At 32.0% G+C, this 24752-nt stretch carries 29 protein-coding genes; 10 read left to right on the top strand and 19 right to left on the bottom strand.

All coding sequences use genetic code 11. The annotated features are described in order from the left end of the window. Positions 1-84: 84 nt before the first annotated feature. The 5 genes from lpdA to AAFU52_RS21380 form a co-directional block, all read right to left on the bottom strand. Positions 85-1476: a dihydrolipoyl dehydrogenase gene (gene lpdA / locus AAFU52_RS21360; protein WP_438423485.1), complete on the bottom strand. Its 1392-nt coding sequence runs from the start codon at positions 1474-1476 to the stop codon at positions 85-87. Between the two features lie 194 nt (positions 1477-1670). Then, a complete protein-coding gene (locus AAFU52_RS21365) occupies positions 1671-2168 on the bottom strand; it encodes a hypothetical protein (RefSeq protein WP_024770077.1) in 498 nt (165 codons plus the stop codon). A gap of 27 nt (positions 2169-2195) precedes the next feature. Continuing rightward, the gene (gene msrB / locus AAFU52_RS21370; RefSeq protein WP_024770078.1) at positions 2196-2591 is read right to left on the bottom strand and encodes a peptide-methionine (R)-S-oxide reductase MsrB; all 396 of its coding nucleotides are present in this window, start codon (positions 2589-2591) and stop codon (positions 2196-2198) included. After that, complete coding sequence (msrB, locus tag AAFU52_RS21375) at positions 2584-3078, bottom strand: peptide-methionine (R)-S-oxide reductase MsrB (protein ID WP_438423486.1); 495 nt, start codon at positions 3076-3078, stop codon at positions 2584-2586. The genes msrB (AAFU52_RS21370) and msrB (AAFU52_RS21375) overlap by 8 nt, the downstream gene beginning before the upstream one ends. Positions 3079-3151: 73 nt before the next feature. Beyond that, positions 3152-4021 carry an alpha/beta fold hydrolase gene (locus tag AAFU52_RS21380; protein WP_024770080.1) on the bottom strand — a complete coding sequence of 290 codons (870 nt, stop codon included), beginning with the start codon at positions 4019-4021 and terminating at the stop codon, positions 3152-3154. A 256-nt stretch (positions 4022-4277) separates the two neighbouring features. On the opposite strand from AAFU52_RS21380, the gene AAFU52_RS21385 reads away from it, so the two are divergent. Next, complete coding sequence (locus AAFU52_RS21385) at positions 4278-5798, top strand: DEAD/DEAH box helicase (protein WP_438423487.1); 1521 nt, start codon at positions 4278-4280, stop codon at positions 5796-5798. A gap of 6 nt (positions 5799-5804) precedes the next feature. Here the strand turns inward: AAFU52_RS21385 and AAFU52_RS21390 are convergent, their stop codons facing one another. The 6 genes from AAFU52_RS21390 to AAFU52_RS21415 all read right to left on the bottom strand — a co-directional run bounded on the left by AAFU52_RS21390 (position 5805) and on the right by AAFU52_RS21415 (position 9776). Then, positions 5805-6839, bottom strand: a complete 1035-nt coding sequence (locus AAFU52_RS21390; protein ID WP_438423488.1) for an NADP-dependent oxidoreductase — start codon at positions 6837-6839, stop codon at positions 5805-5807. 29 nt (positions 6840-6868) lie between these two features. After that, entirely contained in the window at positions 6869-7561 is a 693-nt protein-coding gene (locus AAFU52_RS21395; protein ID WP_024770083.1) for an aspartate/glutamate racemase family protein, read from the bottom strand. 72 nt (positions 7562-7633) lie between these two features. After that, a complete protein-coding gene (locus AAFU52_RS21400) occupies positions 7634-8419 on the bottom strand; it encodes a PhzF family phenazine biosynthesis protein (RefSeq protein ID WP_024770084.1) in 786 nt (261 codons plus the stop codon). Positions 8420-8438: 19 nt separating this feature from the next. Continuing rightward, positions 8439-9038 (bottom strand): short chain dehydrogenase, encoded by a 600-nt coding sequence (locus tag AAFU52_RS21405; RefSeq protein ID WP_024770085.1) that lies wholly within the window; start codon positions 9036-9038, stop codon positions 8439-8441. A gap of 11 nt (positions 9039-9049) precedes the next feature. Further along, entirely contained in the window at positions 9050-9415 is a 366-nt protein-coding gene (locus AAFU52_RS21410) for a cupin domain-containing protein (RefSeq protein WP_035091451.1), read from the bottom strand. Between the two features lie 49 nt (positions 9416-9464). Then, positions 9465-9776: an ArsR/SmtB family transcription factor gene (locus AAFU52_RS21415; RefSeq protein ID WP_024770087.1), complete on the bottom strand. Its 312-nt coding sequence runs from the start codon at positions 9774-9776 to the stop codon at positions 9465-9467. Between the two features lie 538 nt (positions 9777-10314). Between AAFU52_RS21415 and AAFU52_RS21420 the strand changes: the two genes are divergently transcribed. Next, complete coding sequence (locus AAFU52_RS21420) at positions 10315-10506, top strand: hypothetical protein (protein WP_024770088.1); 192 nt, start codon at positions 10315-10317, stop codon at positions 10504-10506. Positions 10507-10602: 96 nt separating this feature from the next. Here the strand turns inward: AAFU52_RS21420 and AAFU52_RS21425 are convergent, their stop codons facing one another. Continuing rightward, positions 10603-12123, bottom strand: a complete 1521-nt coding sequence (locus AAFU52_RS21425; RefSeq protein ID WP_438426651.1) for a M20/M25/M40 family metallo-hydrolase — start codon at positions 12121-12123, stop codon at positions 10603-10605. A 158-nt stretch (positions 12124-12281) separates the two neighbouring features. Here AAFU52_RS21425 and AAFU52_RS21430 point away from each other — a divergent pair, with 158 nt between their 5' ends. Further along, a complete protein-coding gene (locus AAFU52_RS21430) occupies positions 12282-13496 on the top strand; it encodes a class I SAM-dependent rRNA methyltransferase (protein WP_035091454.1) in 1215 nt (404 codons plus the stop codon). Between the two features lie 47 nt (positions 13497-13543). Here AAFU52_RS21430 and AAFU52_RS21435 read toward each other — a convergent pair whose 3' ends face one another. Beyond that, entirely contained in the window at positions 13544-13954 is a 411-nt protein-coding gene (locus AAFU52_RS21435; RefSeq protein WP_438423489.1) for a hypothetical protein, read from the bottom strand. A 151-nt stretch (positions 13955-14105) separates the two neighbouring features. Beyond that, the gene (locus AAFU52_RS21440; protein WP_024770092.1) at positions 14106-14939 is read right to left on the bottom strand and encodes an OmpA/MotB family protein; all 834 of its coding nucleotides are present in this window, start codon (positions 14937-14939) and stop codon (positions 14106-14108) included. A 338-nt stretch (positions 14940-15277) separates the two neighbouring features. On the opposite strand from AAFU52_RS21440, the gene AAFU52_RS21445 reads away from it, so the two are divergent. Beyond that, entirely contained in the window at positions 15278-16234 is a 957-nt protein-coding gene (locus AAFU52_RS21445) for a M23 family metallopeptidase (protein ID WP_084050259.1), read from the top strand. Here the strand turns inward: AAFU52_RS21445 and AAFU52_RS21450 are convergent, their stop codons facing one another. After that, positions 16235-17494, bottom strand: coding sequence for a response regulator (locus tag AAFU52_RS21450; RefSeq protein WP_438423490.1), 1260 nt, complete (start codon positions 17492-17494; stop codon positions 16235-16237). A 362-nt stretch (positions 17495-17856) separates the two neighbouring features. Here AAFU52_RS21450 and AAFU52_RS21455 point away from each other — a divergent pair, with 362 nt between their 5' ends. The 3 genes from AAFU52_RS21455 to AAFU52_RS21465 all read left to right on the top strand — a co-directional run bounded on the left by AAFU52_RS21455 (position 17857) and on the right by AAFU52_RS21465 (position 19785). Further along, on the top strand, positions 17857-18519 hold the full coding sequence (locus AAFU52_RS21455) for a hypothetical protein (protein WP_152538525.1): 663 nt from the start codon (positions 17857-17859) through the stop codon (positions 18517-18519). Between the two features lie 153 nt (positions 18520-18672). Next, positions 18673-19161 carry an RNA polymerase sigma factor gene (locus AAFU52_RS21460; RefSeq protein WP_024770096.1) on the top strand — a complete coding sequence of 163 codons (489 nt, stop codon included), beginning with the start codon at positions 18673-18675 and terminating at the stop codon, positions 19159-19161. A 6-nt stretch (positions 19162-19167) separates the two neighbouring features. Continuing rightward, positions 19168-19785 (top strand): hypothetical protein, encoded by a 618-nt coding sequence (locus tag AAFU52_RS21465; protein WP_438423491.1) that lies wholly within the window; start codon positions 19168-19170, stop codon positions 19783-19785. Positions 19786-19870: 85 nt separating this feature from the next. On the opposite strand, the gene AAFU52_RS21470 is transcribed toward AAFU52_RS21465, so the two are convergent. Together AAFU52_RS21470 and AAFU52_RS21475 are read right to left on the bottom strand one after the other, a co-directional pair. After that, positions 19871-21043 (bottom strand): M12 family metallopeptidase, encoded by a 1173-nt coding sequence (locus AAFU52_RS21470; protein WP_024770098.1) that lies wholly within the window; start codon positions 21041-21043, stop codon positions 19871-19873. 254 nt (positions 21044-21297) lie between these two features. Further along, the gene (locus AAFU52_RS21475; RefSeq protein WP_024770099.1) at positions 21298-21726 is read right to left on the bottom strand and encodes a hypothetical protein; all 429 of its coding nucleotides are present in this window, start codon (positions 21724-21726) and stop codon (positions 21298-21300) included. Positions 21727-22066: 340 nt separating this feature from the next. On the opposite strand from AAFU52_RS21475, the gene AAFU52_RS21480 reads away from it, so the two are divergent. Then, positions 22067-22477, top strand: a complete 411-nt coding sequence (locus AAFU52_RS21480; protein WP_438423492.1) for a hypothetical protein — start codon at positions 22067-22069, stop codon at positions 22475-22477. 13 nt (positions 22478-22490) lie between these two features. Here the strand turns inward: AAFU52_RS21480 and AAFU52_RS21485 are convergent, their stop codons facing one another. Next, positions 22491-22814: an ArsR/SmtB family transcription factor gene (locus AAFU52_RS21485; protein WP_024770101.1), complete on the bottom strand. Its 324-nt coding sequence runs from the start codon at positions 22812-22814 to the stop codon at positions 22491-22493. After that, a complete protein-coding gene (locus AAFU52_RS21490; protein WP_438423493.1) occupies positions 22804-23229 on the bottom strand; it encodes an SRPBCC family protein in 426 nt (141 codons plus the stop codon). Before AAFU52_RS21490 ends, AAFU52_RS21485 begins: the two co-directional genes overlap by 11 nt. Before the next feature lie 166 nt (positions 23230-23395). On the opposite strand from AAFU52_RS21490, the gene AAFU52_RS21495 reads away from it, so the two are divergent. Next, a complete protein-coding gene (locus AAFU52_RS21495; RefSeq protein WP_438423494.1) occupies positions 23396-24241 on the top strand; it encodes a sterol desaturase family protein in 846 nt (281 codons plus the stop codon). Between the two features lie 24 nt (positions 24242-24265). Further along, on the top strand, positions 24266-24661 hold the full coding sequence (locus AAFU52_RS21500) for a cupin domain-containing protein (protein WP_438423495.1): 396 nt from the start codon (positions 24266-24268) through the stop codon (positions 24659-24661). Positions 24662-24752 lie beyond the last annotated feature (91 nt).

The following is a 24752-nucleotide window of genomic DNA, read 5'->3' on the forward strand; positions in this document are numbered from 1 at the left end:
AATATCAATTTTAGTTAAAATTGTTGATATAAAAACGCCTTACTATCTTAATAGTAAGGCGTTTTTAATATATGTACTGTTGTATTATAAATGAATTACTTCATCATATGCATCTGCTACAGCTTCCATTACAGCTTCACTCATTGTTGGGTGAGGGTGGATCGTTTTTAATACTTCGTGACCAGTAGTTTCTAATTTTCTACCTAATACAGCCTCAGCAATCATATCGGTAACTCCGGCTCCAATCATATGACAGCCTAACCACTCACCGTATTTTGCATCAAAAATCACTTTTACAAAACCATCTTTAGTTCCTGCTGCACTGGCTTTTCCTGAGGCAGAAAAAGGAAATTTCCCAACTTTTAATTCGTAACCAGCTTCTTTGGCTTGCTTTTCGGTCATTCCGACACTAGCAATTTCTGGAGAAGCATATGTACATCCTGGGATATTTCCATAATCGATAGGTTCTACATGCATTCCTGCAATTTTTTCTACACATGTAATTCCTTCTGCAGAAGCAACATGGGCTAGGGCAGGACCAGGAACAACATCACCAATTGCATAAATTCCGGGGATATTGGTTTGGTACCAATCATTTACTACAATTTTATCTCTATCTATAGCTATACCTAATTCTTCTAAGCCTATATTTTCTATATTGGTTTTAATACCAACAGCTGATAATACAATATCTGCTTCGAGAATTTCTTCTCCTTTTTTAGTTTTTACTGTTGCTTTTACTCCATCACCACTTGTATCTACACTTTCAACAGAAGAATTAGTCATTACTTTAATTCCTGCTTTTTTGAAGTTACGTTCAAACTGCTTTGATACTTCTACATCCTCGAGAGGAACAAGGTTAGGTAAAAATTCTACGATAGTAACTTCTGTACCCATTGCATTATAGAAATGAGCAAATTCAACTCCAATCGCTCCTGATCCAACCACAATCATCTTCTTTGGTTGAGATTCTAATGTCATTGCTTTTCTATACCCAATTACTTTTTTACCATCTTGTGGTAAATTAGGTAATTCTCTAGATCTGGCTCCTGTAGCAACAATGATATGTTTTGCCTCATAATCAGTAGCTTTTCCATCAGCATCTGTTACTGTTACTTTATTACTGGCTTTTAATTTTCCAAAACCTTCAAGAACATCAATTTTATTTTTCTTCATAAGAAACTGAACTCCTTTGCTCATTCCTTCTGCTACACCACGACTACGTTTTACAACTGCATCAAAATCTTTGTCAAATTTATCTACAGTAAGTCCATAATCAGAAGCATGTTTTAAGTATTCGAATACCTGAGCACTTTTTAATAGTGCTTTTGTAGGAATACACCCCCAGTTTAAGCATACTCCGCCTAAACTTTCTTTTTCAATTACTGCGGTTTTAAACCCTAATTGCGAGGCTCTAATTGCAGTTACATAACCCCCAGGACCACTTCCTAAAACGATGATATCATATGTGTTCATAAATGTCGATTTTTTGAAGTCACGAATTTAAGGATAATTCGGCTAACCAAAAAAGGATTTAAGTATTCCCTAAGAATAAGATTTTCATTAAAAAGGACAAAAAAACACCACGTTATATAACCGTGGTGTTAATTTTTAATGTTTTTTATTATAATCAGTACTTAATATGAAATATAATTGAATTATGTACTTCTTTAAAATTTCAGTTTAAGTGCTTTTTTTACAGTATTAAAATCAGAAAAATCTATTTTTGAATTTTTTGCAAAAGTTGAAGGTATAACTACAATCCTGAAAGATTGATTATCTGTAATATCAGCGGCCAATGCATTTAGATCATCACTCTCTATAAATATATCAATACTCGCAATATTTTGTGCTTCGTTAAAAATAAAATTGAATTGAAATTGAGCAAATTCTCCAGGAGCAAAGAAAAAAGTCCTTGGTAGTGGTTCCCATACATCAACTTGAGCTGTAGATTTTTCAGGATCTAATATATAAACTAACGCAACATCTGAGTCTAATACATTAACATTATCAGGTACCACAGCTTCAATCCGAAAATTATTAGCAGTATTAAATGTTCCTGTTACTTCAAAGGTGTTTGCAATAGTATCAAAATCTGTATCATCATCGCTAGAGCAAGATGTAAATATAAATGTGGCTAGACATAGTAGTGCGAAAATTTTTCTCATGAATTCTAAATTTTATTTATTATCGATTTATTTTTTATTAAAGTCTATACTAATAGAGTTTACACAATAGCGTTGACCTGTAGTTGTTGGACCATCATTAAATACATGGCCTAAATGACTACCACAATTAGCACATAATATTTCTGTGCGTATCATACCGTGGGATGTATCTTTTATATATTCTACACTTCCTTCTATTGATTCATCAAAACTTGGCCAGCCACATCCCGAATCAAATTTAGAAACACTTTTGAATAGAGGTACATCACAAGCCATGCAGGTATATGCTCCATCTTCAAAATGCATGTTGTATTCCCCGGTAAATGGCCTTTCGGTTCCTTTTTGTCTTAATATTTTATATTGCTCTTCTGTAAGCTTCTCTTTCCATTCGGCTTCAGATTTTTCTATTGGATATTTACTCATTTTTTGATTCATTAGATTTAAACACTAGAGCATCACCATTAATGCAATGTCTCATTCCTGTTGTTTCTCTGGGACCGTCACTAAATACATGGCCCAAATGTCCTCCACATGTCCCACATAGTAGCTCGGATCTAGCATATCCTAATTTATGATCTATATCGTTATCGATACTTCCTTCTATTGCACGATCAAAACTTGGCCAACCTGTTCCGCTATCAAATTTGTATTTACTTTCGTATAATGGTGTATTACATGCAGCACAATGAAATGTGCCATGAGTATACAATTTGTTTAGAGGGCTAGAGAATGGTCTTTCTGTTCCTGCTTGTCTAAGAATATAGTATTGTTCTGAGGTTAGAACCTTTTTCCATTCTGCATTGGTTTTAGAGACTGCATAGACTTTACTATCCTTTTTACCTTCTTTTTGTGCCGTACCTGTGCAACTAATAGCCAGAACACTAATACATAATAAAATAAAACGTTTCATAGTTTTTTCTAATTTTTAATTAAAGTTATACCTAAGTAGTCGTATAAACTGGCTAACAATAACTGATCAATAACTATTCCAAAATATATTCTATGATTTTGGATATTACTTCTTGGTCTCCTAAAATTTTTCGATGGCCTAGTTGTTCTGTAATTAACAGTTGTCCATTCTCTAAATTATTAACGATTTCATGTGCTGCACTGTAATGTACATCAACATCATTTTTATCATGTATTACAAGAGTAGGTATTTTTACTCCTGCGGCAGAAGTCGCTCCCGAGTAATTATCAAGATCTTCTCCATACTTTTTATCAAAGTATGTTTTTAATAAACGCCCCACCTTTTGATCTAATTGTAGATTCTTTGCAAAATTTTTAGTGATTGCAGTGATGCTATTGGCGGTACCAATGATGACCAAGGATTTGATTTGTAATCCAAATCGGGTAGTTCTTAATAATGACATTCCTCCTAATGAATGTCCTATTGCAGCTTTAAACGGACCATGAGTTTTTTCTAATTGGTTTATTGTTTCGATAAAAAAGGGTAACATACTTCTTTTTCCAGGAGCATGGCCATGTGCCGGAGCATCAAAGCTTACAGTACTATATCCGTTTTCTAATAATTGATCTGCAATTTTTGAAAGCTGTGTACCGCTTCCAGACCAACCATGAGCCAGAAGAATTTTTTTATTAGAATTTCCATAATTATAAATGATGACCTCTCTATTAATTTTTTTTATTAGAATTCTTTCTTTTTTACTCTTCTCATACATCACCTTTTCTCTATCGGGCATTTTATAACCGAAAGGTGTTAAAAATATTCTGGCTGCAAATCTAGATGCCAGAAAAGGAGATATCCAATTCAATATTTTTGCAGTATATACTATAGATTTAGGGATTAAAAGTGCCTGTACAGGAATTAGGTCTTTGTCTGCTTTAGCCATTAAATAGATATTTAATTGAAAGGGTAAAATTAAAATAACAACTGTTCTTGAAATATATAATTATGATAAATTAACATTTTTTGAAAAATGTAAAGAAACAAAAAATGTTTACTTTTTATATATGTATAGAACTTATGTGAATTCTAATAAGATAGTAAAGAATAAAATATAAATAGATTAAATATATCTCCTTAATTCTTTCATATAACCTTTAAAAGTGTTTAATTTTGTAGTTTATTTTTTTAATAGGAGATACATGGGATTACAACCCAAAGGGGTAGATAAAAAAGAACAAAAAGTACTTTACGATTATCAGAAGCGGGATATAGATAAGATATTTAGTCGTCTAAAAGAGTTTTCCCAAAAATATAATCTGTTGTATCAACTTCCTACCGGAGGAGGAAAGACGGTTATTTTTTCTGAAATTGTAAGACGGTATATAAAGTCCACTAGAAAAAAAGTGGTTGTCCTTACTCATCGAATTGAACTCTGTGGCCAAACCTCGAAAATGTTAACCGAGTTTGGGGTAAAGAATAAAATCATAAACAGCTCTGTTAAGGAGCTCGATGACCAAAATGAATATATGTGTTTTGTTGCGATGGTGGAGACTCTTAACAACAGGCTTAATGATGATCATTTAGAACTGCACAATATAGGAATGGTGATTATTGATGAAGCTCACTATAATTCATTTAGAAAGCTTTTTAGATTTTTTAAAAATTGTTTTATCCTTGGAGTAACGGCTACACCGCTTAGTTCAAATATGAAACTCCCGATGAAGGATAATTATAATGAATTAATTGTAGGGGATACAATCAGTTCATTAATTAATAGTGGATTCCTGGCTAAGCCTGTAATTTATACCTATGATGTTGGATTAGGATCTCTAAAAATAGGAATGAATGGTGACTATACTGTAAAATCTTCAGAAGACCTGTATACCAATATGTTAATGCAGGATAAGTTATTACATGCTTATGAAGAAAGATCAAAAGGTAAAAAGACATTGATTTTTAACAATGGGATTAATACCTCTATTTATGTATATGAGGCTTTTAAAAGGGCAGGATATCCTATTCGTCACCTCGATAATACAAATAGTAAGCAAGAAAGAGAAGATATATTAGCATGGTTTAAAACAACAAATGATGCTATTCTTACTTCTGTTAGTATTCTTACTACTGGATTTGATGAACCTACGGTAGAAAGTATTATTCTTAACAGGGCAACAAAATCACTTACTTTATATTTTCAGATGATCGGTAGGGGATCTCGTATATTACCTGTTAAACCAGAATTTTCAATAATCGATTTAGGAAATAATACTGCAAGATTTGGGTTATGGAATTCTGATATTGATTGGCAATCTATTTTTAGGTCACCAGATTTCTATTATGATAATCTGGTTGGGGATGAGGAGATAGAACGCAATTTTAAATATGTATTGCCAGAGGAGTTAAGAAAAGAATTTCTAAAATCTGAAAATGTTGAGTTTGATATCGAAGAAGAATATGCAAAAACAAAACGCCACGGACATAGAAGCTTAACGGTTCTCGAAAAATCTATAGAACAACATGCTATAATGTGTGTACAAAATAGCGAAGATGTTTTTGATGCACGAATTTTAAGTAAACTTTTAGATCAGGATATAGAATTTCGTGTACGTAGATATTCTTATTGTATTAGTAAAAGTACTAAAAACTATAGAGATTGGTTAGAGGAAGACTATAAGCGAAAATTGAGAGCTAAAATTAATCAGCTATTTATGGATGATTAATGGTAATTATACTTTTACAATTAATTTCCCCATATTTTTACCATGGAAAAGCATATTAAGAGCACTGGGCAGGTTTTCAAACCCTTCAATGATTGTTTCTTTATATTTTAATGATTTACTGATTACCCATGGAGTCATTTCTTTAAGCATTTGATCCATTTTATGGTTGTAATCTCTTGCTAATACTCCCTGTATTGTGGCTCTCTTATATAGTAGTTTATGTAAAAACCGAGGCCCTAATTCTGGATTGTCCAGCCCTCTTGAATATTGTGAAATTTGACCGCAAATTATGATCCTTGCATTAATATTTATTAGTTCGAATATAGCATCGGTGATAAAGCCTCCTACATTATCATAATATATATCTATTCCTTCTGGGCATATTCTAGAAAGTTCATTTTTCATTTCTATAGCCGAGGGGTGTTTTTTATAGTTAATTATAGCATCTACCCCCAATTCATCTTGTAGATATTTGGTTTTTTTATCTGATCCTGCTATACCTACCACTTTACATCCTTTTAATTTTGCTATCTGTACAACAATTTGTCCAACTGCTCCAGAGGCACCTGACACGACAATGGTTTCTCCTGTTTTAGGTTTTCCAGCTTCAATTAATCCAAAATATGCAATACGTGCAGGCATTCCTAAGACTCCTAATGCAGTGGTTACAGAGGTTTGGTTTGGGTCTAATTTCCGAAGACTATTAACCTCTGCAATAGCATATTCTTGCCAACCTGTGTATGATAATACCCAATCACCAATTTTAAGAGAGGTATTAGAATCATTTATAGCTATTATTTGGCCAACTACCGCTCCGCCTTGAACAATATTTAAAGGGTGGGGGCTTTCCCAAGTATTTTTATTGGATTGTTGAATACGCATATATGGATCAATACTAAAAAATTCTGATTTAATTAGTACTTCACCAGGTTTAAGATAAGACATAGAAATGGTTCCCTCTTTCATGGTATAATGACTATTATCTACTATCTCTTCTGGTCTTTTTGTATAGATCCACTGCCGGTTTCTTAATGTTGTCATATAATTATTATCAGATGTAATAGGCTATATTAATATTGTAAGGCTATTTCAACGGCACTTTCTGCATGAATTTTTGTGGTATCAAATACTGGAATATCAACATCATCTTGTTTGATCAATAACGGTATTTCTGTACATCCTAAAATTACACCTTCTGCACCTTCATGCTCTAATGCTTTTATAATTCGTTTGAATTCTTCTCTAGAACTATCTTTAATGTTTCCGAGTACCAGTTCTTTATATATTACCTCATGAATAAGTTCCCGATCATTTTGATTTGGAAGTATTATTTCAATATCAAACTCTTTTAAGATGTTTCTGTAAAAATCTCTCTCCATCGTAAATTTGGTACCTAGGAGAGCCAACTTTTTTAATCCTTTAGATTTAATGTTTTTACCCGTAGCACTTGCAATATGTAGAAAAGGGACTGAAGTATTTTTAATCATTTCTTCACTACATAAATGCATTGTGTTTGTACATAGAATTATCAAATCTGCTCCAGCGTTTTCTAATTGTTTTGTGGATTTTATCATTAATTTGTTTAATCCGTCCCAATCATCTTTACGTTGTAAGTTTTCGATTTCGGAAAAATCAACCGAAGCCAAAATACACTTGGCAGAATGAAAACCTCCGAGAAGTTTTTTTGCACGTTTATTAATCAATTCATAATAGAGAGCTGATGATTCCCAGCTCATTCCTCCAATCAATCCTATAGTTTTCATAAGCATAAATTTCAAAGAGTACTACTCATTTTTTTAAGTATTCTGATTTTATTTCAATGACAATTCCTGGGATTATATTTCAATTTCTCCGATCAAGTATGGAACCGAGTGCCCGCTAAGGAAAACACGGTTTCCATCTAGTTTGCAATCTAATTCTCCTCTACGAGCAGATAATTGTTGAGCTTTAAGTTTGTTTTTTCCTAGTTTTTTAGCCCAAAACGGTACCAGAGAAGTATGAGCAGAACCTGTAACAGGATCTTCGGGCTGAATAATACCATTTGCATCAAATACACGAGAAACAAAATCAGCATGTTTTCCTTCAGCAGTGATAATGATACATAAATAGGGTAGATCCTTAAGTAAATCGAGTTTAGGGTTCTCATTTAATATTTCTTCTTCAGATGAAAGCGTGATTACCAAATCACGAGCAGCAAAAGTAGCAATAGGTTTTGCATTAAGAGCCTGGTATATTTCAGAAGGAATTTCAATAGGTTCTGGTGGTCTGGAAGGAAAATCTAGTGTAATTGCTCCATTGTCTTCTTTTTTGGCTTTTAGAATCCCACTTTTTGAAGAAAATGTAATTTCGTTGATAGAAGAATCAATATAGTTAAAGATTACATATGCCGATGCAAGTGTAGCATGACCGCACAAGTCAATTTCGGCATGAGGCATAAACCATCTTATTTCATAGATGTCGTCCTTTTTTACAAAATATCCTGTTTCTGCTAAATTGTTTTCTACTGCAATGTTCTGTAAAGTTTTGTCGTCTAGCCAATGTGGTAAATGACATATTGCAGCAGGATTACCTCCAAATAAGGTTTTGGTAAAAGCATCGATTTGGTACATTGAAATTTTCATGAGCCTAAATGTTTTATTTTTAATATTTTTTATAAATAGTACCTGTGTTATTGTTATTAAATATTTGTTTGTAGCTATCCACTACATCTTTAATATGAACCGGATAGTATCCTGCAAATTTTTGATCCTCTGGAAAATCTCCTGCTATAGCACCAGGAGCAACAACATTTAACCTAATTCCACGATCTAATTCTTTTGATGCGGCATTAACAAAACTATGCAAAGCACCATTTACTAGTGATAATCCTACGGCATTGGGTTCATAATGTTCTGCCAGAATACCAGTTGTTAAAGTTATTGAGGCATTGTCATTTACATAATCTTTTGCTATATGCACAAGGTTAACTTGTCCCATTAATTTACTGTGTATCCCGATATAATAATCATCTTCTGTTAATTCTGATAATGGTTTCCACGAAGCTGTACCTGCTGCATTAATTACTGCATCTATTTTTGGTAGTTTTTCAAATAGCGTTTTTATAGATGCTTTATCTGTAATGTCAATAGGGTAGGACTTGCTATTTCGATGAGCACCAAATACATCACTATACTCATTTTTGAGAGTGTTATAAATCGCACTACCTATTGTTCCGGTAGCACCAATAACTAAGATTTTCATAAGCTTTCCTTTTAGATAGTTTCTAATTTATCTTGTGTCAAATTTCCAGGAGTATTACCTGTATTGATTGTAGTATTGGGTTCGAAGAGCATTACAGAAACTTCTTCATCTGCTACAGGTCTATGTTCTGTTCCTTTTGGGATGATCAAAAATTCATTAGGTTTTAAAAGTACCGTCCGATCACGAAATTCCATTTTGAATTCACCATTTACAACATAAAACATTTCATCTTCGTTATCATGTTTATGCCATACAAACTCACCTTTAAACTTCACTAATTTTACATGTTGTCCATTAAGTTCTCCAACAATTCGAGGGTTCCAATGATCAGAAAAGAGAGATAATTTGTCGTCGATGTTTACTTTTTCTATTTTCATTTTTATATTATTATATATTTAATTTTGTAAATATGTTTACCTAAATTTTTTATAGCTCTTTATTTATGGCTTCTAAAAATTCTTTGATTACAAGTTCATTCCTTTTAAAATATGTCCATTTTCCATGTCTTGTGGTAATTAATAAACCAGCTTTATACATACCGGTTAAATAATGAGATATAGTAGGTTGTGATAAACCTGATTTATCTTTAATATGCTGACCACATACACCATCATTAAAATGTCCAAGATCTTTATGAGGAGGGAAATTGGCTTCTGGGTCTTTTAACCATTTTAGTATATCTAAACGAGTGGCATTAGATATGGCTTTATTTATTTGAAGTATTCTTTCATTATTCATGTAACAAATATACATATTTAATTTTATAAATATGTTACAAATATTTTTTATGGACTGTTTTATAATAAATAGTTACTTTTTTGTTATTTATGTATTTGATAATCAGTGTTTTGTGAAATAATGCAATTTTGTTGTGTAACAAAACAAAGCAATGTTCGTCTAGTAAGTGTAGGCAGTAAAGAAATGAATAGTTTCTTGAAGACAAGCAAATTAGTTTTAACGATACCTATAGAGCGCGTATCTTGATATTTCTTGAGATAGGTGCTTTTAAAAAAGGTTTTATTTGCTTTAAACCAATCATAGAATTGAGTTTTTATATTTAAAAGAACTCTTGATTCAAACAATATAAATAAGAGCGTTTATCCTGATACATCTTGGGATGGATGCTTTTTTTATGACTATTCTGATATTAAACAGTACTTTTTTTGAGTTTTTTCTGTATCCGGATATTGCGTAATTGTGTTACTTTTACTAAGATTAATATTCTGTAAACTAATCAATTAATATTGAAACTCATTAACCACAAATATTTACACAAATGAAAATTATCTTAAATCTGGATGGCGTAAAAGCTCTGAGTAAAGAGGAGCAAAGCAAAATCTCTGGAGCAAGACGTTACGCATGTACACAAAGAGGTAGAATGTGTTGCGAAAATGCTCCTGGGGGTCCATTCTGTGAAGCTGGTATCTGTATTGGTATTGGCGGATCTGGAGGCTGCCTCTGGTATTGATCATTACTTAAGAAACAATTTTAAAAACGAGACTGTAATTAAACAGTCTCGTTTTTTTGTATCAATTCTAATTGAATATTCTTAATTTGATACTAATTAGTTTTGTCCTCCTTTTCTGTTTGGACTTCTTAATTCTGGCCAGATACGTTGTTTCTGGGTACGTTTATTTATAGGTAATATACTTTTTTCTCTCGAAGTTTTTTTAGGGTCTTCACTAGCTTTATATACCAGAATTGCAGTTAGAATTACATTATTAAGTACATCATCAAATATAATTTTATCGTATGTATCACGATTTGTATGCCAAGTATAATTCCAGTACGACCAATTAAGTGAACTTAATGAAAACGCAGGAGCTCCGGCTGATACGAAAGAAGCATAATCAGAACCACCTCCGCCAGGAGTTCCTGGGAAAGTAGTTTCTATATGCTTAGTGATGTTTTCGGGAACTGCTTCTAGCCATTTTCCTAAATAATCATAAGAATGCAGGAATCCTTGTCCTGATAAGCGAACTACACGCCCTGTACCGTTATCCTGATTAAATAAGGCTTGCACACCTGAAACAATTTTTGGATGATCTTCAACAAAAGCTCGTGACCCGTTCAAACCTTGTTCTTCACTTCCCCAAAGTCCTATAAGTATGGTACGTTTAGGGTTTGGATATATTTTTTTGAGGATACGTGCAGCTTCCATCATGGTTATGGTTCCTGTTCCATTATCTGTAGCTCCAGTACCTCCATCCCATGAATCGAAATGTGCAGAAAGAATAATATACTCGTCAGGTTTTTCGGTTCCTTTTATTTCTGCAATCGTATTGAATGTAGGCATCATTCCTAGTTCTTTGGATTCTGATGTGATCTTTATTTTTGGTTTAGAACCATGTTCTACAAGGCGATATAACATTCCGTAATCTTCCAATGACAAATCTACTGTGGGTATTTTTTTTGTTCGGGCACTAAATATTTTGTTAACTCCAAACCCTCTGGACCAATTACTTTGTGCTATTCCTACAGCACCAGCTTTTTCTAAAGCAGGGGCGAGAGTTCGACGATTATATCCGGTTTTTTTAATGTTTTCTCTCCATGCTTTTGTTTGCTGATTTCTTTGTTCTTTCATTTTTTTGAACGACTCTTCTGTAGCAAATTCTTCCCAATTATAGTCAGGCCTCCCTGTGGGTTGATTCATAGATGTCATTACAATTTTACCTTTTACATTGGGTAACCATTTCTGAAAAGTAATCGAATCTTTTACTTCGGGAATAACAATTAACTCGGCAACAACACCATTACTACCAGTACCAGGACTCCAAGCTAATTGTGTACCTTCAAGAGATTTTACCCAAGGAGATACCATATCAATGTGGGTGGTTCCTCGTTCCCATCCACGCCATTCTCCCCATTTTTCATTTCTGGCATCAATTCCCCAGGTTTTATATTTTGCAACAGCCCAATTATGCGCTTGTTGCATTTGTGGAGTGCCGACTAACCTAGGACCAATACCATCCATAAGCTCATGTGCCAATTCTTTTAATTGAGAACTTTCTGTTGCTTCTTTAATAATTTTTTCGATTAATGGATCTTTATCCTGAGCCGATGCGACAAAACAAGAAAGATACATTGTAATTGCGATAAGTGTGAGTATGCGTTTCATATTGATTGGTTTTTATTCTCACAATTTAAACATATCAATATTTTCATGGTTTTTATTTAACAAAACCTTAATTCATTTAATGTAATCATTTTAGGAAAACAAAATAATCACTATCCTTGCATACGATGAATATTGTTCCTGAAATAAAAACAAAAAGACTTGCTGTTAAGGTAAGACCTGCTGCAGAAAAGATAATAAAACAAGGGCATCCCTGGGTTTTTGAAGATAGTATTATAAAGCAAAATACAGAAGGAGAAGCAGGCGATCTGGTGATCGTTTATGATACCAAAAAAAATGTTTTTTTGGCTTGTGGTTTATATGACCCATATTCTCCTATACGTATTAAATTAATTCAATTTAGGAAAACAGCACAGATTAATGAAGAGTGGTTTGTCGAAAAAATTTCTGAGGCCTATAAAAAACGAACTCCTTTATTAGAAACTGATACAAATAGTTATAGATTGCTATTTGGAGAGAATGATCATCTTCCTGGGTGTATTGCAGATGTATATGATCAAGTTCTGGTTATTAAGTTATATTCACATATTTGGTTTCCTTATTTAAACTGGATAGTAGAGCATCTGGTTGCTATATCAGGATGTAACTGTGTTGTACTTAGGTTAAGCAGACTATTACAGTCCAAAGGGGAAGTGTATGATCTTAAGGATGGTCAGATAATCTATGGAGCTCTAGAAAATGAAGTTGTGGTTTTTAAAGAGCATGGAGTCCTATTTTCTGCAAATGTAATTAAAGGTCATAAAACTGGATATTTTCTTGACCACCGTCATAATAGAAAAAGAGTAGGGGAGCTTGCTTATGGTAAAACTGTTTTGGATGTGTTTTCTTATGCTGGTGGATTTTCGGTTCATGCATTAAACGGTGGCGCAAAGGAAGTAATAAGTTTAGATATTAGTAAACAAGCTTTAGGTATGGCCAAAGAGAATGTTGCTTTAAATGTGCATCAGGGAAAACATAGTGTTATAGTAGCGGATGCGTTTGAGGGATTACAGAAATTAATAGATCATAAAACTGTATTTGATATTGTAGTTATAGATCCTCCATCATTTGCAAAAAGAGCAAGTGAAATTCATAAAGCGATGATTAGTTATGCTCGATTAGCAGAATTAGGATCACATTTAGTATCTTCTAATGGAATTTTGATTTTGGCTTCCTGTTCTTCCAGAGTTTTGGCCGAGGACTTTTTTAAAATTTCTGAAGAGAATATCCTTAAATCAGGAAGAAGCTTTAGCTTATTAGAAAAGACTGATCATGATATTGATCATCCCATTTCATTTCCTGAAGGAGCATATCTTAAATGTGGATATTATAGACTTGATTAAAATAGTATCAGATTTGTTTTATAAAACAAATCTGATACTATTTTTCTTTAATGCTTTCCAAAGACGTGAACCTTTGCTTTTTTTCGAGATAATTTTTTAGTATCATAAAAAAAGGTGATATCTCTAATTATACGTTTTCCACCTTTAAGATCTATTATTCTGGTTTCGCTTTTACGAGAAAAATTATGCCTTAATTGGATTACATCTTTTTTCCCACTACCATATTGAACAACCATTTTGTGCATGTTTAAAGAGCCTCCTGTAACCTTGATTTTAAGCTTTTTAAATCCTCCTTCTCTTGCAGTTACCTTAATAACATCTTTATCTAATCTGTAATTTACTGTTCTGGAACCAAGGTGTTCCCAAGTATTTATATTAGAGGTGAAACTACTAGTTCCTAGCAGAGTTATTAGTAAGAATAAAGAAGCAGGAATTTTTTGTAGTGTTATATTTTTCATAGTTTCAAAATGTTTTGATTTGTTACTAAGACATTCTAACAATGAAAAGGTTTAATCTGTATTCTTTATAGGATAAAAATAAAAAACGAGATGAATACGTTGATCCATCTCGTTTTTAATAAATAACATGGCTGTTATTTAAAAATTATAATTAGTTAGAAGACAACATCGCAAAAAACTTATCCATATTTGGTAGTAATACGATTCTTGTACGTCTGTTGATTGCCATATTTTCTTCGGTATCATTCTCTACAAGAGGCTTGTAACTACTTCTTCCAGAGGCAATTAATTTTGCCGGATCAACATTATAGCTAGATTGTAGTTTTCTAATAATAGATGTTGCTCTTTTTACACTTAAGTCCCAGTTGTCTTGAACAACTGCATTGCTAATAGTTCTTGGATCAGTATGACCTTCTACCATTACTTCTATGCTTGGCTCAGAATTAATTACATCGGCTAATTTTTTTAATATATTATCAGCTTTATTACTTATTCTATAACTACCGCTATTGAATAACATTTTATCAGAAATAGATATCATTACTACGGTATTATCAATATCGATAGAGATATCTTCATCTTGTTTTAAATCATCGGATAAAGAATTTTTTAAGTTATGTGATACCGCCAAATTCATCGAATCTTTTAAAGATGTAGCTCCCTGAAGTTTTTGTTGATCAACTTTGGCTAATGTTTCTTTCATCTTCTCTTTGGTGTTGTTAGATATTGCTGCAACATCTTCTACCATTACCATTTTTTCATCATTAGAGTCTTTAAGAGAATTGATCTTAGCATTATAATCTGCTACTCGGGATTCGATTTTAGCAAATTTGCCTTCCAATTCATCTTTTTCAACTGCAGTCTTTTGTAAAGTACTACGAGTGTCTTGTAATTCTTGTTCTAATGCAACATACTTCTTCTTTGACACACACGATGTCATGATTAATGCCCCTGACAAAGCAATAAATGTGAATGATCTTTTCATGGTTATTTAATTAATAATTAGTGTTATTCTAACTACGACTACGACCATTTATTGTTTTGATAATTACTAATGTTTTCATATCAATTTCTTAAAAAGTGTTAATGGTTTTCAGAATAAATAGTATCCCGTAAAATACGTACGGAAACCCTGTATAACTTATATTTAATAACATGTTGATTATCAAAATTCTATGGTGATTGTCGACAAAAAAACAGTATTTGTTAAAAAATAAATTATTAACTTATTGTAATAACGTATTATTTTTACAGTTATATTGTAGAAAATAAACCCTAACACCCAGGTCTACTTTAATTACTAAAAAAGTATAACGATAATTGATGTTTTTAATTAAAAAGAGACTTGTATTTTACTTCCTGATATTTTCGCCATTCCTAATGTTAGTTGCACAGGAAAATTTTGTGCAAATAGAAAATATTCCAGTTGATCATAAAAAGTTAGTCGTAGAAGGTGAGATCATCTGCTTACCAATTTATCCCAAAAAGAATAGTAGCTATCTTCCAGAAGAAGATATTTTACAAGAAAATCTGGAAGCATATACTACAAAATGGGACAATCAACAGTTTAATCCATATTGGAATGAGGATCTTACATTTCCTTTTCAGTTAGCATTTCAGGATGAAGATTTTTCACCTCCGGTTGACCGCAAAATGGTAGTTACCTCTCGTTATGGATGGAGAAGAGGGCGACCACATCAAGGTATAGATATTGATCTTCAGGTTGGAGATAGTGTAAAATCAATATTAGACGGTAAAATTAGATATGTTGGATATCACGGTGGACACGGGAATACTGTAGTGGTTAGGCATCATAATGGATTAGAGACAGTGTATGCTCATCTTTCAAAATCGCTGATCAAAGAGAACGAAGAGGTGAAAAAAGGGCAAACAATTGGCACAGGTGGTGTAACAGGAAATGCTAGAGGTAGTCATTTACATTTAGAAGTACGATATCACGGTAAAAGTATTAATCCAGAATATTTATTCGAATTTGCCAGTGATACGAAAATTCGATCAGATACTCTTTTTGTGACTAAGAAATGGATGACACCCAGATATCACAGATCTACTCGTATGAGTAAAATAGTTATTCATAAAACTATGGAGGATATCGCACGGATTAAAGAAGAGCAAAAAAAGATTTATACGGTACGTAAAGGAGATACTCTTCATCGAATAGCCAATAAACATGGATTGGCAGTTTCTGAAATATGTAAAACCAATTCGCTAAAATATAACTCGGTGCTAAAAATTGGACAGCAAATAATTATTAACTAATTAGTGAGTATGTATTGGGTTGTCTATATGTCTGTGAATCATTTCTAATAAATGATTTTTGTTATACGGTTTTAATATATAATCGTTTAGTCCAGCTTGTATAATCTGTTTGTTTAATTGGGTAACATCTACTGCAGTTAGGGCAATAATTGGTGTTTTTGTATCAAACTCGCGTATTCTCTTTGTTGTGCCAATTCCATTTAACTTAGGCATATTAATGTCCATAAGAATTACATCATATTCATTTTCTCTAACCAATTCTATAGCATCAAAACCATTATCTATAGTGGTACAATCAAAGTTTTCTTTTGATAATATTTTATCGGCAACCAGAAGATTTAATTTATTATCATCCACAATTAATACTCTAAATTTTGAAGCTATGGAATTATTAAAAGAAGTGCTATTATGATTTATGGTCTCTTTACTAACTTGTGATTTAAAGTCAATAACCAATGCGTACTCAGATCCCAGATGAGAATCATTTTGGATAATAATTTCGGCATTTAATGCCTGAGCAAGTCTATTTATTATTTTTGAATTAATCCCTGTTCCCAAGTATGTTTTTTTCGCATTTCCTACATTAATAAACTCTTGGTAGATAGATTTTTTGTCTTCTTTTGAAAGCTCATCTCCATCATGATTAATTTTAAAAGAAATAGTAGATATATTTTCTTTTTTCTTAATTAAAATTACAGAGAAATATACATTACCGTTTTTAGTAAAACGCAATGCATTACTTACCAGATTCATAAGTATTTGAGAAAGAATGGCAGGATCTCCATAAATCATATGATCTATTTCAGAATCAAACTCAAAGTGTAATACGTTATCACTATTCTCTGTAGCATAACTAAATGAATGTATAAGGTTTTGAGTAACTTCTTTTATATCAAATAGTATATTTTGTACAGTTATCTCTTCAGAATCCAAAAAATTAACATGTAATACATTATTAATTAGGGTAAAAAGATAATCCCCAGAAAATTTTAATGATTTCAGGTTTTTATCATTTTTAAGATCAGGATGCTCTTCTTCCAAGAGATTAGTCAATCCCATTATTCCATACAAGGGTGTTCTGAGTTCCTGACTAAGAATAGAAATAAGATTTTGTTGCAATTGAAACTGTTTTACTGTTTCCTTGTTTAAAGACTTTAATTCTATATTCTTTTCATCAAGTTTTTTAGAAACTTTTCTGTATTGTAGATACAAAAAAAGGAGCATAGTCAGAAGCACTCCTCCGATAACATAATAGATCATACCTATTTTTAACAACAAAATAATAAATATAAGGTTTATCTTACAAGTTTGTTGGGGTATTTTTTTACATATTTCCAATAATTTATGGTTTACCGTAAAATTATTAGGGGGGATAAGCTTAAAATCAATTATTTACTAGTTAAATTATATAATATTTCAAAGTGTATTATTCTTCAAAATTGATACAAAAACATCTCAAATAAGATCAGTTGATCGCTAACAGACAGAACTAATAGAGCAAACACTTGTAATTATTACAGATTTTTAACGTCTTTATTAATGTTAATGATTGATAAAAAGTAAGATTTTATAATGAATTAACAGTCTTAAAGGGCTATAATATTTATCTTTACTTAAAATTAATGAGCAGCATAAAAGAAATGAAAGCTAAATTTTTTATAGTTTTTTTGTTATGTATGGGAATGGTAATGCATGCTCAAATAGAAAACTCTACTTCTTTGCGAATTGATGCTAAAAGTGATCTTAGTACAAATAAGTATAGCCTGTCTAAGGGTTTAGATCCTAATTTTAATAGTAATTCGTCTTTATATAAAACCCCGGATGCATTAACTGAGTATGCTCGTAGTAAGCCAACTTTTGATATGACTGGTAATGATGGTTTTTTTAAGCCCAAAACAGATGCTATTCCAAAGTGGTTCAAAAAAGATAATGAAATCAAAGAAGAATATAAAAGTGATCAGTATCTAGGTGATTTTAAGAGTAATGGAGAATTTGTAAGATTGATGTATAGAGATCATCAGTTTGTAGATGGCGATGTGGTAAGAATTTACCTTAATGATGCCGTTATTGTCTCAAAAATATTCCTTTCCGGAGATTTTAAAGGAATCTCGGTTGACCTTGCTAAGGGATTTAATAAAATAGATATACAAGCCCTAAATCAAGGGGAATCAGGCCCTAATACCGCAGAGTTTCATCTTTATGATGATAAGGGCAACTTACTTACAAGTAGTGAATGGAATCTTACCACTGGTGTTAAAGCTACATTGATTGTAGTAAAAGATTAAAGTACTTACCTTTTTAAGAGCTACTCATTGTATTTATGATAGCTTGTTTTTAGTAAATTTTAAAAGTATAATCAGTATTTCATAAAATATTTATAGAATATTTTGTGATTTTTTTAATGCACCCTATACTAATTAGGAAAAGTAGGCCTATATATGAGTAAAGAATACGAGTTTACTCGAATTATTAAAGAGAATGAAGGAGTTATTTTTAAAATAACCACCATTTATACCAATAATTACGAGGATCAAAAAGATCTCTATCAGGAAATTGTTTACCAGTTATGGAAATCATATGATAGTTTCAAAGGAGATTCTAAAATTAGTACCTGGATGTATCGTGTAGGTCTTAATACTGCTATAACAAGATTAAAAAAAGAAAAACGAAGAGGAAATCAGATAGAAATGTATGATGTGATAATGCGTCAAACCGAACAACATGATACAGAATTTGAAGAGCGATTGAAAAAATTATATGCACATATACATGATCTTAATGAATTAGATAAAGGATTGATTTTACTGCTTTTGGAAGGTAAGAAATATGAAGAAATAGCTGTGATAACCGGCCTGTCTCCAAGTAATGTTGGAACCAGAATTTCTAGAATTAAACAAAAATTGAAAACACAAATTGTAAAAAAATAAGAGAAGATGGAATTGGAGGAAATGCAAACAGTTTGGTCTCAGATGAGTGACCAAATAGAGAAACAAAAGAAGCTAACGGATAAAATGATCATTATGATGACGCAGGAACAATATAGAAAAAAAATAAATAAAATAGCATATCCAGAGATGATAGGCGCTATCATATGCTATGGTGTAGTGATATTGATATTAATCAATCTTAATAAACTTGATAATTGGTATACCTTATTATCAGGAATAATATCAATAATTATACTATCAGTTTTACCGGTATTATCGTTAAAATCGATTTATCAAATGAGAAAAGTAAATATTGCAGTAAATAATTATAAGGAAACATTACTTGAATATAGTAAAGGTAAGAAACGCTTTCAAACTGTTACCAAAATGGGATTTTATCTAGGATTTATTTTAATGTTTGTTATTATGCCTGTTACATCAAAAATCCTTAATAATAAAGATTTATTTTCTGAAACCAAATCCCTTTGGCCATTTGCAATTGCTATACCGGTTGCAATCATATTTTTTATTGTTTTTGTACGATGGGTGGGGAGGTGTTATAATAACAACATAAATTCTGCAGAGGCATTATTTAAGGAGCTTGAAGATATTGATGTATCATAAAGAAGTTTGTATAGATGTGTTATTAATATAAAAAGGGCTGTCTAACGACAACCCTTTTTCACTTTTAATTTAAGGCAAAAAATGTTTACGAACCACAACGTCCGTCATTACTCCATCTTCCATTAGTACCTAACGTGTATAAAAATCCGTTATAGGTTACTTTATCTCCAGCTGTATAGCTATTATTTCTACTATATTCGTTAACTCCTTCGCAAATATCCGCACTTGGAGTTGAGTCTTTACATTCTGCGATTCGGTTCCATCTTGTAAAATCTCTTTCGTATAAGAATCCACGGTATGTTACCTTATCTCCAACAGAATAGCTTTGACCACTTACCCATTCTGCAATACCATCACATGGGTTTGTTCCTACTGGAGGATTATCACCATCTTTTGGATATGCTTTATTAGTCCCTTCAATATCAAGAGCAGAAATTGCAGCTTGTCTTCTTGGTAAAACATTTCCGTTAAGGTCTGTTATGGTTGGTTTTCCATTTTTACTAAATGTATAACTACCATACATCATTGTAGATTTAATATCAAAATCTCTGGTTATCAAAGTAGCAGAATTACTTTTGTAAAACTGATCAGCAGCTCCATTTTGGATATTGTCAAAATTGATGATAATATGATTATCTCTATCCGAACGATTTTGTTCATGAATATATCCTAAGGTATGTCCGATTTCATGAATAATCACAACAGCTGTTGTACGGGTACCTAAACGAATAAATCCTCTTGATCCATTCATTCCAAGAGTTGCAACGCCACAATTACAGTTATCTCCATTACTACTAATGGTAACATAATTTGATTCATTGGTACGTTCTTTAAAGCGAACATTAGTTTTGCTAGTCCATTCATCCATCGATTTTTGAAGTTCACTTCTCACAGATTGACTCAGCCCTTTAATTACATAAACTATAGTGTTATTTGTCCATTTACGAACACCTCCACCAAGTCCTAACTTTGCATTTATTCCAGCATCTGGCTCTAGTTTATCAGAAAGAGCAACTTTTGTATCAGTCAACTGATCTTCAAATAATCTGGCATCAGTTCCTTGTAGACTATAGGTTCCATCATCTTCTTTTTTTACAAGGACACGATCTCCTAAGAAATACTTTTCGATGAATTGATCTTGTCCCTCAATAGAATCTGGATTTTGATCAAAATCTTCATTTTTTTGACAAGAAGCAAAAGATAATGCAACTGCCAGGGCTCCAATTTTAAATCGGTTTAATACGGTTTTCGTTTTCATTAAGTTTCATTTTTGAGTTTACGATTTTAGTTTAATCTGTGCACATTGTTTAAACTGGTGACATATCGAATTAGTCTTTAAGATCGAGTTAAAAAAACCGTTAAACTTTCTTAAAATTGGCGATACCACTCAAATGTTTAGTGAAATCGATATGATATGATTTTACTTTTTATATAAAATAAATCCATAAAAAAACCCGAATCAATAATCTTGATTCAGGTTATAATATAGTATCGTAAAATGAAGGTTTTTTATTATGAAATCAATCCTTTTGCCTTAGAATTTCTTGAAAACCAAACTAAAAAGATAGCGACGACTATAACTATGATTGGCATTATAACTCGGTTACCCGATAATTCTACAAAGTCCTGTAAAAAGAAATTATATGTAGCTTGTGCAAGAACAGCAATGAGTGAAAGGAGCAGGAGAGGAGAAGCCCATTTTTTTCTAAGGAGTAATGCTATGCAACCTATAGTTCCTGCAAATACTGCTATAGCAAAAGCAGCAGTCACCCAAGCCGGTGTATTATTATAAAAGTTTTGTTCTCCTTCTGGTAAAGTTGCCAATACTTCATCTGTCATAAAAGCTTGACCAATATAAGCCATTACACCCATGATATTCCATAAAAGTGCTAAGGCGCTAATAATCCAAAACCATACGGGTGTTTTTGTTGTTGTTTCCATAATCTATTGATATTAAGTTGTTTTGCTGTAACAATGTAGTTAGAAACTCAACAAAATACAAATCTAGGAGTTTTACGAACGCTATTTTTCTGATATTATATATGGATTAAATACTTGCATAATTGTTAAGGAAATATAAAATGATATAATTCTTGTAACCATTAAAATACCGATAATAATTAGTACTTTTAGTATAGATTTACTTGGTTTTGTAGGTTGAAGTATATTGAATTGATAGGTTTTTAGAGAGGAAAATGGAAAACTAAGTAATTTTTAACGCTTGTTAAAAAAGTTGAAGCGTTTACAATCTGGTTTTTACTCTAAAATCTGAATATTAAATATGTCAGAACCTATAAAGAATGACAAGCTTATTAAACAATATGATCTTGAGATGGGCAAGATCTTTTTCTATGAAAATTATCTGGTAATTGAGGTAGCAGAAGGTATTTGTTTTGATTACGAAAAAGCAAAGACATTATCTCTATTAACAAATTTACACTTTGGTGACCAACCTTTTGGTTATGTCTCTCATAGAATAAATTCATATTCGTTAGAAGCTACAGATTATATGAAAATAAAAGATGTATTTCCTAATATGAAGGCTTTTGCTGCAGTTACATACAATGAATCTCAGAAGACAAGTATCAGGATAGAAAATATGTTTTACCAAGAAGGTATAGTATCTTTTGAAAATATTGAAGAAGCAATTAAATGGGTGAGAGAAAAAATAAAAAATGACTCAAGTGTTTAATTACAGTAAAATATTAAGACATATTATCTAAATAATCACTTAAATCACCTAGAGCTCCATCCCAGAATTGTTCGTAAAACTTTAACCATTGATTTACTTCTTTTAATGGGTTAGCATTGGCATGACAAAAACGCTCCCTTCCTTTGGTATCTATATGGATCAAACCAGCTCCTTCTAGAGTTTTTAGATGTTTAGTAATACCCTGGCGACTAATATCAAATTGATTTGATATCTGAGTTATAGGTAGGGCAGTAGTTGCTACCACCAAAGCGTGAAAAATTTCACGCCTTGTAGGATCTGCAACAGCTTTTAATATTGTGGTGATTCTATCCTGCATGAACCATTTGTTTAAGGTAATCGGTTAATCCCGAAATACAATTATCCCATCCGCCATTAAAACTAGTAAACATTTCAACAGCAGTTTCTCCTTTGTAACTAGAAATACCAGAATGTTCTAGATATAATTTAGTTCCTTCTTCGGTTTCTTCTAATACCCATTTAACAGTTGTTTCTATTGGAGCTTCTGTTACAATCCACGAATATACTAAAGTATAGGGATTTGCTTGTTTTACTTCACCTTTTATAGGAGAGCAGTTTTCTCCAGAAGAGTTAAATATGTATTGATACCCTTTTTCGGCTTTAAAATCAGCATCCAAAAACCAGGTTGAAATCTCCTTAGCATTAGTTATCGCGTTCCATACTTTATCAATTGGGTGATTAAGTATCTTCTCTTTGATTATTACATCTTTCATATTTATTATATTTTTATTGTTAATACGCAACTATATGGTTGCAAATATAAGTATATATATTTAATACGCAACTTTTTAGTTGCTTAAAAGTGAAAACCTCTGTTACATCACTCACATTTATAGAAAAACAATTGTCTAATTATTAAAAATGGAATATTTTGTGTGTATGGAAAGTATAATTAATTATTTTGAAACGATACCATCATCTCATCGTAGTTTAATTTTGGTAGGAGGGATTACTTTTTTCTGGGGTATAGAATATGCGATGCCCTTGTTTAAATTTGATTATAAAAAGTTTAGGCATGCATGGCCCAACATATTTTTTACTCTAACAACGATAGTTATTAATTTTGTATTAGCTTTTATATTACTAAAAACTAGCGATTGGACTGTTGTTAATCAATTTGGTGTATTGCAATGGTTGGCATTACCTCTATGGGCTACAATAATACTTGGTATTGCATTACTGGATCTTATAGGAGCGTGGTTGGCACATTATGTTCAACATATCATAAAACCATTATGGATGTTTCATCTCATTCATCATACCGATAATCATGTAGATACCACAACAGCCAATAGACATCATCCTGGTGAGAGTATTATCCGATTTTTGTTTACGACTCTTGCTGTATTTATTGTAGGAGCACCTATAGGTATCATCATGTTCTATCAATCTCTATCTGTAATATTATCCCAATTTAATCATGCCAACATCTCTTTACCAAAAAGAATAGATGATATGATAAGTTGGATTATAGTTTCTCCAGATATGCATAAAGTACATCATCATTATGTATTGCCATATACAGATACAAATTATGGTAATATCTTTTCTATCTGGGATAGGATTTTTGGCACTTTTTCCAAGATAAAAAATGAAGATTTGATATATGGAGTAGATACATATCCAGATGTGGATTCAAATGCAAATGTGAGTAAATTATTAAAACTTCCTTTTTCAGGATATCGTACACCTACAGGTGCAAAGTTTGAATCCGAAAAACCTTAGTTTAATTTGCTAAAATATATACTCATGAAAATTATACCCTTTATTTGTTGTGTTATCGTTTCAACAGGGCTTTGGGCACAAACTAAAAGTGCTATTTCAGATTTTAAACCTGATCAGGACTATGACAATATATTAGTTAAGAAAGTGTATAGCGATACACATACTTCAACTTTTGTAATATGGATTAAAAAAGATGTAAAACCGCATAAGCACATAAAACATACCGAGCAGGTATTAGTGTTGGAGGGTAAAGCCAGTGTACGATTAGATGATAAAGAAATTATAGTACAAAAAGGAGACTGGGTTACTATACCAGAACAAACTATACATGCAGTAAAAGTCTTATCAAAAATACCATTGAAAGTAATTTCTGTTCAAACTCCCGAATTTAAAGGAGAAGACCGAGTGTTTGTAGAGTAATGCTAAATGCGGTTAAAGCACAAAATTTTCATAAAATAAGCCTACTGTATTCAATTTAAAAGTATTTTGAAAACTAAAGCAGTTGTAAAAA

This window comes from Aquimarina macrocephali, from assembly GCF_051627225.1.
GTDB classification, from domain to species: domain Bacteria; phylum Bacteroidota; class Bacteroidia; order Flavobacteriales; family Flavobacteriaceae; genus Aquimarina; species Aquimarina macrocephali.

Bases quoted from the DNA above. Each gene is read 5' to 3' on its own strand.
- lpdA (WP_438423485.1), bottom strand. From the start codon at position 1,476: ATGAACACATATGATATCATCGTTTTAGGAAGTGGTCCTGGGGGTTAT.
- AAFU52_RS21365 (WP_024770077.1), bottom strand. From the start codon at position 2,168: ATGAGAAAAATTTTCGCACTACTATGTCTAGCCACATTTATATTTACA.
- msrB (WP_024770078.1), bottom strand. From the start codon at position 2,591: ATGAGTAAATATCCAATAGAAAAATCTGAAGCCGAATGGAAAGAGAAG.
- msrB (WP_438423486.1), bottom strand. From the start codon at position 3,078: ATGAAACGTTTTATTTTATTATGTATTAGTGTTCTGGCTATTAGTTGC.
- AAFU52_RS21380 (WP_024770080.1), bottom strand. From the start codon at position 4,021: ATGGCTAAAGCAGACAAAGACCTAATTCCTGTACAGGCACTTTTAATC.
- AAFU52_RS21385 (WP_438423487.1), top strand. From the start codon at position 4,278: ATGGGATTACAACCCAAAGGGGTAGATAAAAAAGAACAAAAAGTACTT.
- AAFU52_RS21390 (WP_438423488.1), bottom strand. From the start codon at position 6,839: ATGACAACATTAAGAAACCGGCAGTGGATCTATACAAAAAGACCAGAA.
- AAFU52_RS21395 (WP_024770083.1), bottom strand. From the start codon at position 7,561: ATGAAAACTATAGGATTGATTGGAGGAATGAGCTGGGAATCATCAGCT.
- AAFU52_RS21400 (WP_024770084.1), bottom strand. From the start codon at position 8,419: ATGAAAATTTCAATGTACCAAATCGATGCTTTTACCAAAACCTTATTT.
- AAFU52_RS21405 (WP_024770085.1), bottom strand. From the start codon at position 9,038: ATGAAAATCTTAGTTATTGGTGCTACCGGAACAATAGGTAGTGCGATT.
- AAFU52_RS21410 (WP_035091451.1), bottom strand. From the start codon at position 9,415: ATGAAAATAGAAAAAGTAAACATCGACGACAAATTATCTCTCTTTTCT.
- AAFU52_RS21415 (WP_024770087.1), bottom strand. From the start codon at position 9,776: ATGAATAATGAAAGAATACTTCAAATAAATAAAGCCATATCTAATGCC.
- AAFU52_RS21420 (WP_024770088.1), top strand. From the start codon at position 10,315: ATGAAAATTATCTTAAATCTGGATGGCGTAAAAGCTCTGAGTAAAGAG.
- AAFU52_RS21425 (WP_438426651.1), bottom strand. From the start codon at position 12,123: ATGTATCTTTCTTGTTTTGTCGCATCGGCTCAGGATAAAGATCCATTA.
- AAFU52_RS21430 (WP_035091454.1), top strand. From the start codon at position 12,282: ATGAATATTGTTCCTGAAATAAAAACAAAAAGACTTGCTGTTAAGGTA.
- AAFU52_RS21435 (WP_438423489.1), bottom strand. From the start codon at position 13,954: ATGAAAAATATAACACTACAAAAAATTCCTGCTTCTTTATTCTTACTA.
- AAFU52_RS21440 (WP_024770092.1), bottom strand. From the start codon at position 14,939: ATGAAAAGATCATTCACATTTATTGCTTTGTCAGGGGCATTAATCATG.
- AAFU52_RS21445 (WP_084050259.1), top strand. From the start codon at position 15,278: ATGTTTTTAATTAAAAAGAGACTTGTATTTTACTTCCTGATATTTTCG.
- AAFU52_RS21450 (WP_438423490.1), bottom strand. From the start codon at position 17,494: ATGATCTATTATGTTATCGGAGGAGTGCTTCTGACTATGCTCCTTTTT.
- AAFU52_RS21455 (WP_152538525.1), top strand. From the start codon at position 17,857: ATGAGCAGCATAAAAGAAATGAAAGCTAAATTTTTTATAGTTTTTTTG.
- AAFU52_RS21460 (WP_024770096.1), top strand. From the start codon at position 18,673: ATGAGTAAAGAATACGAGTTTACTCGAATTATTAAAGAGAATGAAGGA.
- AAFU52_RS21465 (WP_438423491.1), top strand. From the start codon at position 19,168: ATGGAATTGGAGGAAATGCAAACAGTTTGGTCTCAGATGAGTGACCAA.
- AAFU52_RS21470 (WP_024770098.1), bottom strand. From the start codon at position 21,043: ATGAAAACGAAAACCGTATTAAACCGATTTAAAATTGGAGCCCTGGCA.
- AAFU52_RS21475 (WP_024770099.1), bottom strand. From the start codon at position 21,726: ATGGAAACAACAACAAAAACACCCGTATGGTTTTGGATTATTAGCGCC.
- AAFU52_RS21480 (WP_438423492.1), top strand. From the start codon at position 22,067: ATGTCAGAACCTATAAAGAATGACAAGCTTATTAAACAATATGATCTT.
- AAFU52_RS21485 (WP_024770101.1), bottom strand. From the start codon at position 22,814: ATGCAGGATAGAATCACCACAATATTAAAAGCTGTTGCAGATCCTACA.
- AAFU52_RS21490 (WP_438423493.1), bottom strand. From the start codon at position 23,229: ATGAAAGATGTAATAATCAAAGAGAAGATACTTAATCACCCAATTGAT.
- AAFU52_RS21495 (WP_438423494.1), top strand. From the start codon at position 23,396: ATGGAAAGTATAATTAATTATTTTGAAACGATACCATCATCTCATCGT.
- AAFU52_RS21500 (WP_438423495.1), top strand. From the start codon at position 24,266: ATGAAAATTATACCCTTTATTTGTTGTGTTATCGTTTCAACAGGGCTT.